12 protein-coding genes and 1 rRNA gene are annotated in these 16,215 nt (G+C 67.1%); 5 read left to right on the top strand and 8 right to left on the bottom strand.

Features of this window, described 5'->3' with window-relative positions; translation table 11 throughout:
• Positions 1-37: 37 nt before the first annotated feature.
• Positions 38-1,954 (bottom strand): molecular chaperone DnaK, encoded by a 1,917-nt coding sequence (gene dnaK / locus ACFQ4G_RS19875; protein WP_238207266.1) that lies wholly within the window; start codon positions 1,952-1,954, stop codon positions 38-40.
• A gap of 506 nt (positions 1,955-2,460) precedes the next feature.
• Here dnaK and ACFQ4G_RS19870 point away from each other — a divergent pair.
• Entirely contained in the window at positions 2,461-3,456 is a 996-nt protein-coding gene (locus tag ACFQ4G_RS19870; protein WP_238207264.1) for a hypothetical protein, read from the top strand.
• Between the two features lie 6 nt (positions 3,457-3,462).
• On the opposite strand, the gene ACFQ4G_RS19865 is transcribed toward ACFQ4G_RS19870, so the two are convergent.
• Positions 3,463-4,059 carry a YqgE/AlgH family protein gene (locus ACFQ4G_RS19865; RefSeq protein ID WP_238207262.1) on the bottom strand — a complete coding sequence of 199 codons (597 nt, stop codon included), beginning with the start codon at positions 4,057-4,059 and terminating at the stop codon, positions 3,463-3,465.
• 251 nt (positions 4,060-4,310) lie between these two features.
• Between ACFQ4G_RS19865 and ACFQ4G_RS19860 the strand changes: the two genes are divergently transcribed.
• On the top strand, positions 4,311-4,793 hold the full coding sequence (locus ACFQ4G_RS19860) for a peroxiredoxin (protein WP_238207260.1): 483 nt from the start codon (positions 4,311-4,313) through the stop codon (positions 4,791-4,793).
• Positions 4,794-4,797: 4 nt separating this feature from the next.
• Here the strand turns inward: ACFQ4G_RS19860 and ACFQ4G_RS19855 are convergent, their stop codons facing one another.
• Together ACFQ4G_RS19855 and ligA are read right to left on the bottom strand one after the other, a co-directional pair.
• Entirely contained in the window at positions 4,798-5,649 is an 852-nt protein-coding gene (locus ACFQ4G_RS19855) for a 3'-5' exonuclease (protein WP_238207258.1), read from the bottom strand.
• Positions 5,646-8,072 carry an NAD-dependent DNA ligase LigA gene (gene ligA, locus ACFQ4G_RS19850; RefSeq protein ID WP_238207256.1) on the bottom strand — a complete coding sequence of 809 codons (2,427 nt, stop codon included), beginning with the start codon at positions 8,070-8,072 and terminating at the stop codon, positions 5,646-5,648. Before ligA ends, ACFQ4G_RS19855 begins: the two co-directional genes overlap by 4 nt.
• A 237-nt stretch (positions 8,073-8,309) precedes the next feature.
• Here ligA and ACFQ4G_RS19845 point away from each other — a divergent pair, with 237 nt between their 5' ends.
• From ACFQ4G_RS19845 to ACFQ4G_RS19835, 3 genes are all read left to right on the top strand, one after another.
• Positions 8,310-9,206 (top strand): protein-methionine-sulfoxide reductase heme-binding subunit MsrQ, encoded by an 897-nt coding sequence (locus tag ACFQ4G_RS19845; RefSeq protein ID WP_238207254.1) that lies wholly within the window; start codon positions 8,310-8,312, stop codon positions 9,204-9,206.
• Between the two features lie 67 nt (positions 9,207-9,273).
• Complete coding sequence (locus ACFQ4G_RS19840) at positions 9,274-9,594, top strand: hypothetical protein (protein ID WP_238207252.1); 321 nt, start codon at positions 9,274-9,276, stop codon at positions 9,592-9,594.
• Between the two features lie 109 nt (positions 9,595-9,703).
• Positions 9,704-10,717, top strand: coding sequence for an adenosine kinase (locus ACFQ4G_RS19835; protein WP_238207250.1), 1,014 nt, complete (start codon positions 9,704-9,706; stop codon positions 10,715-10,717).
• A 142-nt stretch (positions 10,718-10,859) separates the two neighbouring features.
• On the opposite strand, the gene ACFQ4G_RS19830 is transcribed toward ACFQ4G_RS19835, so the two are convergent.
• The 4 genes from ACFQ4G_RS19830 to rrf form a co-directional block, all read right to left on the bottom strand.
• Positions 10,860-13,751 (bottom strand): bifunctional [glutamine synthetase] adenylyltransferase/[glutamine synthetase]-adenylyl-L-tyrosine phosphorylase, encoded by a 2,892-nt coding sequence (locus ACFQ4G_RS19830; RefSeq protein ID WP_238207248.1) that lies wholly within the window; start codon positions 13,749-13,751, stop codon positions 10,860-10,862.
• 14 nt (positions 13,752-13,765) lie between these two features.
• Complete coding sequence (locus ACFQ4G_RS19825) at positions 13,766-15,175, bottom strand: sensor histidine kinase (protein ID WP_238207246.1); 1,410 nt, start codon at positions 15,173-15,175, stop codon at positions 13,766-13,768.
• Positions 15,172-15,882, bottom strand: coding sequence for a winged helix-turn-helix domain-containing protein (locus ACFQ4G_RS19820; protein WP_238207304.1), 711 nt, complete (start codon positions 15,880-15,882; stop codon positions 15,172-15,174). Before ACFQ4G_RS19820 ends, ACFQ4G_RS19825 begins: the two co-directional genes overlap by 4 nt.
• 252 nt (positions 15,883-16,134) lie before the next feature.
• Positions 16,135-16,215, bottom strand: a 5S ribosomal RNA gene (gene rrf / locus ACFQ4G_RS22045); the annotation flags it as partial.

Below are 16,215 nucleotides of genomic sequence, written 5' to 3'. Positions count from 1 at the left end.
GGGCCGGATCGCTCCGGCCCCGCGTTCAGCGTGCGTCTTATGCCCGCTTCTTCTGGTCCTTGTCATCGACTTCCTGGAAGTCGGCATCGATGACGTCATCCTTCTTGGGCTCGTGGCCCTCGGCGCCTTCCGCCCCGCCTTCGGGCGTCTGGCTGGCGGCATACATCGCCTCGCCGAGCTTCATCGACGCCTGCATCAGGTCCGTCGTGCGGGACTTGATGACCTCGACATCGTCGCCTTCGAGCGCCGTGCGAAGGGCGGTCATGGCGGTCTCGATCGCGCCCTTGTCGTCGGCCGAGACCTTGTCGCCATACTCCTTCACCGACTTCTCGGTGGCGTGGATCAGGCTCTCGCCCTGGTTCTTCACCTCGACGAGTTCACGGCGCTTCTTGTCCGCCTCGGCATTGGCCTCGGCGTCCTTCACCATCCGGTCGATATCGGCATCGGAGAGGCCGCCCGAGGCCTGGATGCGGATCTGGTGCTCCTTGTTCGTCGCCTTGTCCTTCGCCGTCACGTTGACGATGCCGTTGGCGTCGATGTCGAAGGTCACCTCGATCTGCGGCATGCCGCGCGGAGCCGGCGGAATGCCCATCAGGTCGAACTGGCCGAGCATCTTGTTGTCGGCCGCCATCTCGCGCTCACCCTGGAAGACCCGGATGGTGACCGCGTTCTGGTTGTCCTCGGCCGTCGAGAAAGTCTGGGACTTCTTCGTCGGGATGGTGGTGTTGCGGTCGATCAGGCGGGTGAACACGCCGCCCAGGGTCTCGATGCCGAGCGAGAGCGGGGTGACGTCGAGGAGCAGCACGTCCTTCACGTCGCCCTGGAGCACGCCGGCCTGGACCGCCGCGCCGATGGCCACGACCTCGTCCGGGTTGACGCCCTTGTGGGGCTCCTTGCCGAAGAAGGACTTCACGACTTCCTGGATCTTCGGCATGCGGATCATGCCGCCGACGAGCACGACCTCGTCGATCTCGGAGGCCGAGACGCCGGCATCCTTGAGCGCCTTGCGGCACGGCTCGATCGTCCGCTGGACGAGGTCGTCCACGAGCGACTCGAACTTGGCGCGGCTGAGCTTCAGCGCGAGGTGCTTCGGACCGGTGGCGTCGGCGGTGATGTAGGGCAGGTTGATCTCGGTCTGGGTGGCCGAGGACAGCTCGATCTTCGCCTTTTCGGCAGCTTCCTTGAGGCGCTGCAGGGCGAGCTTGTCCTTGGTCAGGTCGATGCCCTGCTCCTTCTTGAACTCGGAGGTCAGGTACTCGACGACCCGGTTGTCGAAATCCTCACCGCCGAGGAAGGTGTCGCCGTTGGTGGACTTCACCTCGAACACGCCGTCGCCGATCTCGAGGATCGAGACGTCGAAGGTGCCGCCGCCGAGGTCGTAGACCGCGATCGTGCCGGCCTTCTTCTTGTCGAGGCCGTAGGCGAGCGCCGCCGCCGTCGGCTCGTTGATGATGCGCAGCACCTCGAGACCGGCGATCTTGCCGGCATCCTTGGTGGCCTGACGCTGGGCGTCGTTGAAATAGGCGGGCACCGTGATGACGGCCTGCGTCACCGGCTGGCCGAGATGCGCCTCGGCGGTCTCCTTCATCTTCTGGAGCGTGAAGGCGGAGATCTGCGAGGGCGAGTATTTCTTGCCGTCGGCTTCGACCCAGGCGTCGCCGTTGTCGCCGCGGACGATGTTGTAGGGCACGAGGCCCTTGTCCTTCTGCGTCATCGGGTCGTCGTAGGTGCGGCCCACGAGGCGCTTGATGGCGAAGAACGTGTGCTCCGGATTCGTGACGGCCTGGCGCTTGGCCGGCTGGCCGACGAGACGCTCGCCGTCGTCGAGGAAGGCGACGATGGACGGAGTGGTGCGCGCGCCCTCCGCGTTCTCGATGACCTTGGGCTGCGTGCCTTCCATGACGGCCACGCAGGAATTGGTGGTGCCGAGGTCGATACCGATTACTTTACCCATGGTGGGATCCCTCTCATGTCATTTGGTCAAGCAGACCGCCGGGCCCCGAAGCGGCCCGGCCCATGGCGGTGAAGAACGAAAGATTGTGAGAGCGGAATTCGAACCAGCCAGAGCGCCTGAAACGCGCCAATCCGGGTCTTAATCCCGCGTCCCGCCGGATATAAGAAGGGTGATGCGGAGCCGCAAGGCAAAGCGCCGCGAACTGCCATGCGCAGCCTATCTCCTTCGCGGATCAGGACGTTTGCACCTGAAAACACCGGAACGACGCGGCATGGACCTCAAAATTGTTGCAGGGACGCCACGTCCGCGCCATCGATCACATGCTAGGTTTCGCGATGGAAGACCGGCTTCCGGGCGCGCGCCCGGATCGGAGGCGGGTCAGCCCTGCAAGCGTCAGTCCGAGAAACGGAATCCGGTTTCGAAAAATCTGATGCGGAAACGAGAGTCGGCGGCATCGAAGCCCTACGCGGTGCGATGATGCAGTCTCCAAAGGCATGAAAGTCTCGATGCGTCCGTCCCGCGCCCTCCATCTACTCCCTGTCCTTCTCGTGCTTCCGCTCGTCGCCGTTCCGGTGACGGAAGCCCACGCGCAGAATTTCTTCGAGGAGCTGTTCGGCATCGGCAAGGCGGCGAAGCCTCCGGTGCCGCCGCGTGGCGTTCCCCCGGCCGGCGCACCTCAGCCGGGCACCCCCCTGCCGCCGGGCGCACCCGGACTTCCCGGCGATCCCGCGGCCGAGATTCCCAGGCCCGCTCCGGCTCCCCTGCGTCCCGTCGTCCTCAAGGCGCCTGCCGACGACAACATCCTGGGCCAGGAGTTGATGCTCAACGGCCTCACCGGCAGTCTCAAGATCGACAAGGCCGGAACCGCCGCGACCGCGCGGATCACCTTGCCCGGAACCAAGATTTCGCAGCCGAGCGAGACCTGCAAGGTTCCGCTTTCGGGTGGCAGCCCGATCTCCCTGTCCTCCGAGGGCCGCCCCGAGGGCGTGGCGCGCTACGAGGTCTCGGGCGGCGAATGCCCGCTCCGGTTCGAAGTCCTCGACGGCAGCGTCCTGGTGACGCCTCTTGGCGGCGGACGGGTCTGCACCTTCGCCGCGGCCGATTGCGCCACCAACCCGATCGGCCTGTGGGGACCCGCCGCCGCCTCTCTGATTCCCCGCTCCGCCGAGTTCGACAGTGGGCGGGGTGTCGCCGACAAGGCGGTGCGCGACAATTACAAGGTGATGACCCAGCGCGCGCGCGGACAGGACGTCCGTACCATCGTGACCGAACAGGCGGCTTTCTCGTCCGACCGTGAGCAGATCTGCCGGACCTATGCCCGCGAGGGCGCCCACGGATTCTGCAACGTACGCTTCACCGAAGCCCGAGCCCTGGCCCTGGCGACCCGGCTCGGCGCCAACACGACGACGCCGACCGCGAGCACCACGCCCCGTCCGCGCAAGCCGAAGCCGGCCGTGGAAGGGATGAACCCAGACGGTGAGGCTTCGCCGTTCGCCGAATGAGACGGATCAGGCTCGCCCGGCGCTGGAGGACAGCATCGCCGGATCGATGCCGTTGCTGCGCAGCGTCCGCTCGTACTTCGTGTCGAGGGCCGCGTTGAAGATCATGTCCGGATCAGCCGGGCAGTTGAGCCAGCCATTGGCGAGGATTTCGTTCTCGAGCTGCCCTGCCTGCCACCCGGCATAGCCGAGGGCCAGCACTGCGCTGGCAGGCCCGGCCCCGTTCGCGATGGCCCGAAGGATCTCCACGGTGGCGGTGAGACAGATGCCGTCGTCGATGATGAGCGTCGACTGGTCGATATGGAAATCATCGGTGTGGAGCACGAAGCCGCGCTTGGCATCGACCGGCCCTCCCATCAGCACGGGGATATGGCCGACCTGCTCGCGCAGGCGGATGGCGTCGTCCTCGCTGGCAATGTCGAGCTGGACCAGCAGGTCCGGCATGTTCAGGTCGCTGGCGGGCTTGTTGAGGATGATCCCCATCGCCCCATCCGCCGAATGGGCGCAGAGATAGATCACCGACCGTGCGAAGCGCTCGTCCGTGAGGCCGGGCATCGCCACCAGAAACTGGCCGTCGAGATAGGCGGAAGTCGGATCTTGTCGCATTGCATCATGCTATCTCCGCGCGCTTGGTTGTCCAGGGAGGAAAGTGCGCCCAGACGATGCCGTGAGGCCGCGCCGTGTTTGCCGGTGGGCGCCGCCTCTCCGCTCCTCGACAGGGTATGACCCTCGGGCTAGACGGTTTTCCAGTGCCGGACGCGCAATCCCGACCCCTGCCGCGCGAGGTCCATATCAGGCGTTCGCGGAGCCTCGACCTTTCGGAGGAGCGAGGGCCGCGACGATCGAGGAGACGACGGATGACGATCCAGGTTGGCGACCACCTTCCCCAGGTGACCTTTCGCGTGAATGGCGCCGGGGGCCCCGAGGCGAAGACCACCGACGACATCTTCAAGGGACGCCGCATCGTGCTGATCGGCGTGCCCGGCGCGTTCACGCCGAGCTGTCACCGCAACCACCTTCCCGGCTTCGTCGAGAAGCAGGAGGAGATCAAGGCGCGCGGCGTCGACGCCGTCGCCGTGACGGCCGTGAACGACGTGTTCGTGCTCGAAGCCTGGCAGAAGGCCAGCGGTGCCGACGGGATCGAGTTCCTCGCCGACGGCAATGCCGAATTCTCCAAGGCGATCGGCCTCGACATGGACGGCGCAGGCTTCGGCCTCGGTCCGCGTTCGAAGCGCTATTCCATGCTGGTGGATGACGGCGTCGTGCGCGTCCTCAACGTCGAGGAATCGCCGGCCAAGACGGAGATCTCCGGCGTCGACGCCCTGCTCAAGGTGATCTGACGGATCAGGCCTCCCGACGACGCGGCATCGCCGCCTCGTCGAAGAGACGGCTGAGGGCGACCACGTCCGCGTGGTCGCCCGAGACCAGATCGGTGATATCGCCCACGAGAAGCGCCTTGGCATGGCGACAGGCGACGCCGTATCGCCCGGCCATGCAGGTGCAGCGCAGGTGCAGGCCGCTCGGGCGGTCCTCGAGGGTCACCGCGTAGAGAGTGCCGCGGCTTCCCCTCACCGAGAAGCGCATCGCCGCCGGCGCCGCGGCGGGCGTCTGGAACGGCCTCGCCTCCCGCTCGACATATCCGGCAGGCACGCGCGTGATCGGCATGTTGATCGCTCGTGCCAGAGCAGCGATGTCGTGCGTGCCATGCTCCCTCGCCGCCGCGAGGGCGATCTCGGCGCAGGCATAGGCGTCCTCACCGGCATCGTGATGCTCGAAACGGATGCCGAGCCTGGCGGCGACCTTGCCGAGGCCGCAGCCCTCCGGCGCTGGAAATACCCGTCTGGCGATCTGGAGCGTGCACAGCGAGGAGAAGGCCGGCACCTCCATCGCATAGGCATGGAGAGAAGCCCGCAGCACGCCCATGTCGAAGCCGGCATTGTGGGCGAGAACCAGCCCTGACGAGAGGTCGGGCAGGAATTCCGCCATCACTTCGGGAAATTCCGGTTGGTTGCGGACATCGGCAGGCAGGATGCCGTGAACCCGGATGTTGCCGGGCGAGAACCGCATGTCCTGCGGCCGGATCAGCCGTGTTTCGCGCCGGACCACCGCCCCGCCCTCGATCCAGGCGAGCCCTACCGCGCAGGCGCTGTCGCGCCGCTCGTTGGCCGTCTCGAAATCGATGGCGAGCGTCGTCACGCGGTCTCCACCATCGTGAGCCATTCCTCCTCGCTCACCACCTTCACCCGATGCTTCTCGGCATCCTTGAGCTTGGAGCCGGCGCCGGGCCCGGCGACCACGAGATCGGTCTTGGCCGAGACCGAGCCCGAGACCTTGGCCCCGAGCCGCTCGGCGGTGGCATTCGCCTCGCTCCGGGTCATCCGTTCCAGGGAGCCGGTGAACACCACGGTCTTGCCGGCAAAAGCCGTCGCGGTGGCGGCCGCCGCCATCGGTTCGGTCTTCACCTCCGCGAGAAGCGCACGGACCGCATCCGCGTTATGCGGCTCGCCGAAGAAGGCGATGAGCGAATCCGTCGCCACCGGGCCGATCTCGCCATCGTCGGCGAAATGACGATAGGCATCCCCCGGGCGCTGCTCGCGGGCGCGGGCGATGGCGGCATCCACCGCCGCCTCGTCACCGTAATGGGCGATGAGGTTGGCTCGCTGAGCCGTGGTCGGTCGCCGGCCGGTCGTCGCCTCGGCGTCGTCCGCGCCGCTCGAGAAGCCGTATTCGAGGAGGCGGTCGCGGGTGGTAGGGCCGACCCGGGGAACTGCGGAAAGAGCCAACCAGTCGGGGCCGGCCTGGGCAGTCGCTGCAGCGTCGAGCGCCTGCATCAGGCCCGCCATATCCTGAAATCGCTTGGCCAGGGCCTTGGCGGTGGATTCGCCGATATGCCGGATGCCGAGGGCGAACAGGAATCGGTTGAGGGGTAGGTGCCGGCGCTCCTCGATGGAGGCCAACAGGTTCTTGATCGCCTTGTCCTCGTCGTCGCCCTTCTTCTTCGCTTTCTTCGGCGGCGGTTCGCCCTCGGCCCTGCGCTCAGCCGAGAGCGCTTCGCGACGTGCGACGATGGCTGCCTTCAGCGGCTCGAAATCGAGACGGAACAGGTCGGCGGGTTGTTTGATCAGACCGGCTTCGAACAGCACTTCGATATAGGTCTGGCCGAAGCCTTCGAGATCGAAGGCGTTGCGCGAGACGAAGTGTTTCAGGCGCTCCAGCCCCTGGGCCGGGCAGATCAGCCCGCCGGTGCAGCGACGCACCGCATCGCGCTGGCCCGTGCGCGGATTGATCTCGCGGACGGCGCGGCTGCCGCAGGCGGGACAGGTCTCGGGAAAGACATAGGACTTCGAATCCGCAGGCCGCTTGGCGAGATCGACATCCATCACCTTCGGGATGACGTCGCCGGCGCGCTGGACGATGACCGTGTCGCCTTCGCGGATGTCGCGACCCTCGCGGATCGGCTCACCATCCCCGCCGACGCCCTGGACATAGCCTTCGTTGTGAAGGGTCGCGTTCGAGACCACGACACCGCCCACCGTCACCGGCTTGAGCCGCGCCAGCGGGTTGAGCGAGCCGGTGCGGCCGACATTGATCTCGATCCTTTCCAAGACGGTGAAGGCCTTCTGCGCGGCGAATTTATGCGCCAGCGCCCAGCGCGGGCTGCGCGAGACGAAGCCGAGCCGGCGCTGCAAGGCGAGGTCGTCGACCTTGTAGACGATGCCGTCGATATCGTAGCCGAGGCCGGCCCGGTCCTCTTCGATGGCGCGGTACTGCGCCAGCATCGCGTCCGCATCGGTGCATAGGATGGTGCGGTCGTTCACCGCGAATCCCCAGGAGGCGAAGGCCGCGATCATCCCGTGCTGGGTCGTCTCGGGCATCTCCGACATCTCGCCCCAGGCATAGGCGAAGAACTTCAGCGGGCGCGAAGCGGTGATCGTCGAATCGAGCTGGCGCAGGGAACCGGCGGCGGCATTGCGCGGGTTGGCGAAGAGAGCCTTGCCCGCAGCCTCCTGGCGGGCGTTGATGGCGGCGAAATCCGCGTGCGACAGGTAGACCTCGCCGCGCACCTCGCAGACCTCCGGCCAGCTTTTTCCCTCCAGTGTCTCGGGAATGCCCGAGACGGTCCGGGCATTGGCGGTCACGTCCTCGCCGACCTCGCCATCGCCACGGGTGGCTGCCGTGACGAGTTCGCCATTCTCATAGCGCAGGGAGAGCGACAGCCCGTCGATCTTCGGCTCGGCGGTGAAGGCGAGCGGATCGCTTTCGGGCCAGTTGAGGAAGCGGCGCACGCGCGCCACGAAATCGTGCACTTCCTGGTCGGCGAAAGCGTTGCCGAGAGACAGCATCGGCAACGCGTGACGGACCTTGGCGAACTTCTCCGATGGCTTCGCGCCGACCGATGCGCTTGCCCGACCGGTCCCGGCGAGGTCCGGAAAGCGGGTCTCGATTACCTCCAAACGACGGCGCAGGGCGTCGTACTCGGCGTCCGAGATCTCGGGCGCGTCCTCGCCATGGTAGAGACGATCCGCCTCCGCGATCTGATCGGACAATGCGGCATGCTCGGCCCGAGCCTCCTCGGCGCTCAGCGCATCGATCGGGTCGGGAGGGGCGGATTCTGGCATGAAGGCGCTTCGCAGAGGGGCTCGGACGACGCGGGCTTTATCACATGCGGGCCCGGCGGCGGGAGGGCCCGAGGGCTGCGCCGCAGCGGCACGGCGAATGCGTAACCTCGGTGGCAGAGCCGACGAATGAGGAGTGTCGTCTCGCGCGATCGTGTGGGCGAATGTCCTGCATCCACCCCTCGCCTTCCTATCTCTCGTCGATAGCTTTCCTCCGAAGAAGAGTAGTCCCGGACCGACATGCCCACCACACCGGTTTTCTCCGCCCCTTGGCGCGACCGCGCCGGCCGCCTCTCGGGCCTGAAGCTCGCGACGTTCCTGTTCGCGCTCGCGCCGGGTCTCTGGCTCGCCGGCGCCTATGGGTTCGATGCCCTCGGGCCGAAGCCGATCACCGCCCTCATCCACGCGACGGGCGAATGGGCGGTGCGCTTCCTGCTGTTGTCGCTGGCGGTGACGCCGCTGCGGCGAATCGCGAATTTTCCGAAGCTGATCCTGGTGCGGCGCATGCTCGGCCTCACCGTGCTCGCCTACGGGCTCATCCACCTCGGCCTCTACGTCGTCGACCAGAACTTCATCCTGTCGAAGGTCGTGTCCGAGATCGTCTCGCGGTTCTACCTCACCATCGGGTTCGTCGCCCTCGTCGGCCTCGCCGTGCTCGGAATCACCTCGACGGATGGGATGATCCGGCGACTCGGCAAAGCCTGGCCGAGGCTTCACAAGACCGTCTACGCCATCGGGGTGCTGGGCCTGTTCCACTACTTCCTTCAGGCCAAGATCGACGTTTCGGCTCCGGTCTACTGGACCGGCCTGTTCCTCATCCTGATGGGATGGCGGGCGATGCAGCGGTTCCGCCTGCCGATGAACCCCTTCACCCTGCTTGGGCTCGCCATCGCCGCTTCACTCGTCACGGCCCTGTTCGAAGCAGCGTGGTACGGCATCAAGAGCGGCGTCCCGGCCAGCGCCGTGCTCGGAGCCAACCTCGAATTCTACGATACCCTGCGTCCGGCCTGGTGGGTGCTCATCACCGGCATCGCCCTGCCCCTGGTCAATGCCGCGCGTCTCGCGCTGGACAGAGGCGCGAAGAGCAAGCCTGAGCCGCGCCATCAGCCGGGCCGCGACGCGGTGCCGGCTCGCTGACCGCTTGCGGCGATGTCTGCTCTCGCGCAGAAGCCATCGCCGTAGCAGGTGCGAGGGAGTTCGAGCGATGGGTCGCAGGCATTTCGGAGCGGCGCTTGCGCTGGCGGTACTCCTGCCCTCTTCCGGATGGGCGGAATGCGCGAAGGCGGTGCCGCCCGATCCGGCGACGCGTCCGACGAAGCCGCCCCTCCCCGCCAAGCCGGCCTGCCTCGACGCCAAGGGCGGATGCCCCGGCTGGGAGGCCTACACGTTCAACGATGCGGTCAAGGCCTATAACGGCCAGATCGCCGCGTACCGGCCCCTGGCGGACGCCTACGTGAAAGCTTTGAACGCCTACGTGAAGGCGAGCGCCGATTACGCGCAATGCGAGGTGAAGGCGTTGCAATGAGGTTCGGTTGCCGACCGTCGTCGACGGGCTGTGACATCCTCGCTCGCTTGACCCTCTCCGGGTGCGATGCCACAGCCTGCGGCATCGCCAGCGCCAGACAGGATGCCCGATGACCGCTCCCCTCGACCTTCTCGTCCTCGGCAACGCCATCGTCGATCTGATCGCGCGGACGGACGAGCGCTTCCTCGCCGAGCAGGGCGTGCCGAAGGGCGCCATGCAGCTGATCGACGAGGAGCGGGCCGAGAGCCTGTTCTCCGTGATGGGGCCGGCGACCATCGTGTCCGGTGGCTCGGGGGCCAACACGGCGGTGGGTGCGGCCCTCCTCGGCGCCAAGACCGGCTTCATCGGCAAGGTACGCGACGACGAACTCGGCGGCCTCTTCGCCCACGATCTCAAGGCGACCGGCGTGTCCTTCGGCGTTCCCGCCGCATCGGAAGGTCCGGCCACGGCGCGCTGCTTCATCCTGGTGACGCCGGATGGCGAGCGGACGATGAACACCTATCTCGGCGCCTGCCAGGGCCTGTCCCCGGCCGATGTGGACGAGGCCACGGTGGCGAGCGCCCGCACCGTCTATCTCGAAGGCTACCTGTGGGATCCGCCGGCGGCCAAGGACGCGTTCCGCAAGGCGGCGAAGATCGCGCACGGCGCCGGCAATGCCGTCGCCCTCACGCTCTCGGATGCGTTCTGCGTCGGCCGCTACCGTGAGGAATTCCTCGGCCTCATCCGCGACGGCAGCATCGACATCCTGTTCGCCAATATCGGCGAGCTGAAGAGTCTCTACGAGACCGAAGACGACGAAGCCGCGATCAAGGCCCTGCGGGACGAGCGCAACCAGCGCGGCATGCACCTCCTCGGCCTCGTCACCCGCTCCGCCGATGGCGCCCTGGTGGTGAAGGGGGGCGAGATCCGCTCCGTCGAGGCGGCACCCGTTCGGGAGGTGATGGATACGACCGGTGCCGGCGACCTCTTCGCCGCCGGCTTCCTCGCCGGCCATGCCCGCGGCCTCGACAACGTGTCGAGCGCCCGCCTCGGTGCACTGGCCGCGGCAGAGGTGATCCAGCATATCGGCGCCCGGCCACAGCACGACCTCGTGGCGCTCGCGAAGGCCCAGAAGATCTTCTGAGACACGTCGTCGACCTGTCGATTCATGGCAGGTCGTTTTTCGAACATCCCGAGCGCGGCGAGAGGCGATCCGAAAGCAGTTGCCGGATGCGCCGCGAAGGGAGCTTGGACTCCACTGTCGGCGACGGCGAGCGGAAGTCCAATCAGCCGAGCAGGCGCACGAACCGCGCCCTGACCTCTTCCCGCCTTTCGTCGAGTTCGGCCGCCAGGGTCGCCGCATCCGGCAATCCCATGGCGATGGCGAGCCGCGTCAGCGCCACCGATGCCCCCTCCTTCGATTCCGCCTCGCCCATCAGGCGCTGCCAGTGAAGCGCATCGTCGAAGATGCGGTAGGCGTCACTCAGCCGGCGGGCGGCATCGACCGGAATCAGGCCATGAGCGGCGGCCTCCGTGAAGACGGACGCCGCATCGAGCCCGACGAGGCCGGGATGACCGCTGGCATGAGCCAAGATCAGCGCCTGCGCTAGAAAATCGAGATCGAGCAGGCCGCCGGGGGCGAGCTTGAGATCGAGCGGCCCAGAGAACCCCTTCTCGCTGGCGACGACCTCACGCATCTCGCGAACCGCGTCGTAGACCACTCCGGCCTCTCGCTTCAGCCCGACGATGGTGCGGACCTGATCCATCACCGCCTCGCCGAGGCTCCGGTCTCCGGCGACCACCCGGGCGCGTGTGAGCGCCATATGCTCCCACAGATCGGCCTCCGCCTGCTGGTAGGGCAGGAAGCTCCGGACCTGCACCGCCACGGGGCCCTGGCCGCCGCCGGGCCGAAGGCGGAGATCGACGTCGTAGAGCCCGCCGCGGCGGGTCAGCGCCGTCAGCGCCGCGACGAGACGCTGGGTCAGCCGATTATAAACCATCACCGCATCGATGGCCTTCGGCCCGAGGCTCGTGCGGTTCTCCGGATCGAAATCGTAGAGCACGACGAGATCGATGTCGGATTCCGCCGTCATCTGCCGGGCACCGAGCCGGCCGAGGCCGAGAACCACGCAACGTCCGCCCGGCACGGCACCATGTTCGGCGAAGAACTGGCGCGATACCGCATCGAGGCTCGCCTCCAGTACGGCGTCGGCGATGCCGGCATAGGCCTGCCCCGCAGCCTGCGGGGAAAGAATGCCGGTGAGAAGCCGCGCGCCGGTGACGAAGCGCAGCTGCCGCGCCGCGTCCCGGCTCCGGTCGAGAAAATCCTCATAGGCCGCCGGCTTCCCGACCAATCCTCGGTACTGGGCGGCGATATCCTCCGCATCCACGCCCGGCACGACGAAGGCCGGATCGATCACCGTATCGAGCACGTGCGGACTGAAGGCGACCGTTTCGGCGAGGCGAGGCGCGCTCCCGAGGAGGTCGGCGAAGAGCAGGCGAAGCCGATCGTTCGACCGAAGGATGGTGAGGAGTTCCACCGCGGCCGGCATCCGCGCAAAGGCACGGTCGAGGGTGTCGAGCGCCACATCCGGATTCGGCGTGCCGCCGAGCGCCTGCATCAGGGCCGGAACGAGTTCGGTGAGGACTTCCCTCGCCCTGGCGGTACGGACGGCCGGGCGCCTGCCGAAGTGCCAGCCGCGCACCGTCTCGGCCACCCGCTCGGGATCGGCGAATCCGAGTTTGCGCAGGGTGGCGAGCGTGGCCGGATCGTCATCGGAGCCACTGAAGACGAGGTCCCCCACCGAGGAGGAGAGGTCCGGCTCGGCCTCGAACAGCAGCGCATAATGCGCCTGCACGCGGCGGGCATGGTGCAGGAGCTCCCTCGCGAAAGCCTCCGCATCGGAGAATCCGGCGAAGCGGGCGAAGCTCTCGATCCCCTTCGCGTCCGCCGGCAGTCGCTGCGTCTGCTCGTCGTTCACCATCTGCAGGCGATGCTCGATGGTGCGAAGGAAGTCGTAGGCCCGCCCGAGTTCGTCGCGTGCGGCAGCGTCGATCCAGCCCTCCTCGGTGAGGGCCGCCAGCATCTCGACGGTGCGCCGGCCGCGAAGGTCCGGCCGCCTGCCGCCGAAGACGAGCTGCTGGGTCTGGACGAAGAACTCGATCTCTCTGATGCCGCCGCGCCCGAGCTTGATGTCGTGGCCGGCGACGGCGATCGTGTCGTGTCCGCGCACGGCATGGATCTGGCGCTTCATCGCATGGACGTCGGCGATGGAGGCGAAATCGAAATACTTGCGCCAGACGAACGGCCTCAGGCCAGCGAGGAATCGCTCGCCGGCCGCGATGTCTCCGGCGATGGCCCGCGCCTTGATATACGCGGCCCGCTCCCAGTTCTGTCCGAGATTCTCATAATAGACATAGGCCGAGTTGAGGGAGATCGCCGTCGGCGTCGATCCGGGATCGGGGCGCAGGCGATAATCGACGCGGTGGACGTAGCCGTCGCCGGTGCGCTCCTGCAGCAGCTTGGCGATCCCCTGCGCGAGCTTGGAGAAGAACGGCGTCGGGGCGAGCCCGTCCTCGAGCGGTGCGATATCGGGATCGAAGAACACGACGAGGTCGATATCGCTGGAATAGTTGAGCTCGCCCGCCCCGAGTTTTCCGAGGCCGAGGATGACGAGACCGGAACCGACCTGCGGCTCGGAGAGGTCGGCGGGATGAAACCGGCCGGACCCGGCCGCCTGCAGCAGCAGAGCGTCGGCCGCAGCATGGACCGAAGCGTCGGCGAAATCCGACAGCGCCTGGGTCACCGTCGCCAGGGGCCAGATCCCGCCGATATCGGCCAGAGCCACGAGGAGGGCATGGTCGCCGCGATTGAGCCGGAGTTCGGCAGCGACGGCATCGAGATCGCGCGTCTCTCCGGTCTCCGATCGCGCGGCGGCGCGCTGTCGGGCGATGAGGTCGGCATTCACGGCCTCGGGCGCGCGGTCCAGCATCGCCGCGAGACGATCGGGCGCTCGCATCACCCGTTGCCACAGGAAGGGGGAATGGTCGGCAAGGCCGAGGAGCAGCGCGCGCACCGCATCGTCGACATGGAGCAGCCGTGCCTCCACGTCTTTCAGCCGTGACGCCGCACGCTCGGGATCCGTCAGGATGGGCGCTCTCGTCAGGCGCTGGGTCAAGGGCGCTCGATCGGTCACACGCTGTCCTTCCCCGGCTCGGCCGGGAGGGTCATGACGACACGAAGCCCCGGTCGGTTGTCTTCCAGCGCGAGTGTGCCCTGATGAAGGCGCACCACCGCGTTGACGAGACTAAGTCCGAGCCCGAAGCCGGGCCGGGACCGCGCCTCTTCGAGACGAACGAAACGCCCGAGCACACGTCCACGCGCCTCCTCCGGGATGCCCGGGCCGTTGTCGGACACGATGACCGCGACGCTCGTTCCGCGCGTTTCGGCTTTCACATGGACGTCTCCTCCGGAGCCACCGTACTTCACCGCGTTGTCGATGAGGTTGGCAAGAGCCTGCCCCACGAGTTCGCGATTACCGCAGAGCGAGAGCCCTTCGGGCGCCTCCATGACCAGGCCCATCCCCCGCTCCGAGGCCAGGGCTTCGTAGAGTTCGCCGACCTCCTGTGCCACGAGACCGAGGTCGAACCGGCCCATGATCTCGCTGGCACTCCCCGCTTCCAGCCGGGCGATCATGAGAAGGGCGTTGAAGACCCGGATCAGGCCGTCGCTTTCCTCGATCACGCCTTCCATGGCCATGCGCAGCTGCTCCGGCGAACCGGCACCGTGAAGCGCCTCGTCGGCGCGGTTGCGCAGCCGGGTCAGCGGCGTCTTCAGATCATGGGCGATGTTGTCGGAGACTTCGCGCAGGCCCCGCATTAACTCGCCGATGCGCTCCAGCATTTCGTTGAGGTTCCGGGCGAGACGGTCGAGTTCGTCGCCGTTGCCGGCCACCGCGAGCCGCCCATCGAGGTCGCCAGCCATGATCCGGCGGGTCGTCTCCGTCATGGCGTCGACGCGCCGGAGCACGCGGCTCGCGACGAACCAGCCCCCGAGGACGCCGAGGACGACGACCAGGGCCACCGATGAACCGAAGGTGGTGGCGATGATCGAGCGCAGCCTGTCCCGCTCCTCCACGTCGCGCCCGACGACGAGGCGGAATCCGCCCGGAAGCACGAAGACCTGCATGATCGCATGATGGTCGAGCACGTCGGACTGGCCGCTGCGGGCATAAGCGGCCTCGGTCTGGCCGGGCTGGGACAGAGTTCCATCCGCGAGCGCGCCGACATTGCCGACGACCCGCTCGCCCGCCGACGTCGTCACCAAGTAGAGCGAGGCGCCCGGTTCGCCCGCACGGCGCTCCACGACGGAGATGAGACGGCGCAGGCCACCGGCCTTGTACTGTTCGGACAGACCGTTGATCTCGGCCTCGATGGTGGAGACCATCTGATCGTCGAGGACGCGGCTCGCATTCCAGGCGACGTAGCCCAGAGCGAGGAAGGCGAACGTGGCGAAGACGACGAGATAAGCGAAGGACAGCTTGAAGGCCGTCGTCCGGAACAGGTTCCGGATGCGTGCGGGCGCCCGTTCGGTCTCACTCACGACGTGGCCGGCTCGCGGCGGGAATCGTCCGGCCTCAGGATATAGCCGGCGCCGCGGACCGTATGGATCAGGGCGGTCTCGAAATCCTTGTCGAGCTTCGCGCGCAGGCGCGAGACATGGACGTCGATGACGTTGGTCTGCGGGTCGAAATGATAGTCCCAGACATGTTCGAGCAGCATGGTCCGCGTCACCACCTGCCCGGCATGGCGCATGAGATATTCGAGCAGCCGGAATTCGCGGGGCTGGAGCAGGATCTCGTGGGCGCCACGGGTGACGCGGTGAGAGAGCCGGTCGAGATGGAGGTCTCCCACATGGTAGGAGGTCGCTTCGGCCGCACCCGTCGAGGAGGCACGGCGGCGCGCCAGGACCTCGGTCCGCGCGAGCAGTTCGGAAAACGCATAGGGTTTCGGGAGATAATCGTCCCCGCCGGCCCGCAGCCCCTTCACCCGGTCGTCGACCTGCCCGAGAGCGGAGAGGATCAGGACGGGGGTCGTCACCTCCTGCTCGCGCAGGGACCGGATGAGGGACAGGCCATCGAGTTTCGGCAGCATACGGTCGACGATCAGGACGTCGTAATCCCCCTCTCGCGCCAGGGCATAGCCGTCCAGGCCATCGACGGCATGGTCCGGCACATGGCCGGCTTCCCTGAAGGCCTTAACGAGATAGGAGACCGCCTCGCGGTCATCCTCGATGATGAGGAGGCGCATGGGACCGGAGGATACGAGGTCGTGGATGCGCGGGAAACCCGGTTGAGCTTGTGTCGACACGAGAAGTCCCCTCTCCTGCGAAAGAGGGGGACCCTGCCGGATCTCGGCTTACCCGCATTTGGCCGCATCATGACCATTCGGTCAGGATGATCCGAGAAGCGGGGCCTGAAACGCGAAACGCCCGCCTCGGAGGAGGCGGGCGTTTCGATGATGACGTCGTGCGAGGGTTTGTTGTGGTCTTGTTCTGTGCAGGTCTGGCGGCGACCGACTCTCCCGTGTCTTGAGACACAGTACCATGGGCGCTGGTGCGTTTAACGGCCGAGTTCGAGATGG

The sequence above is a fragment of the Methylobacterium marchantiae genome, assembly GCF_042679825.1.
Classification (GTDB): domain Bacteria; phylum Pseudomonadota; class Alphaproteobacteria; order Rhizobiales; family Beijerinckiaceae; genus Methylobacterium; species Methylobacterium marchantiae.
The sequence above is the reverse complement of the archived record's forward strand: the minus strand, read 5'-3'. Positions and strand labels throughout refer to the sequence as shown.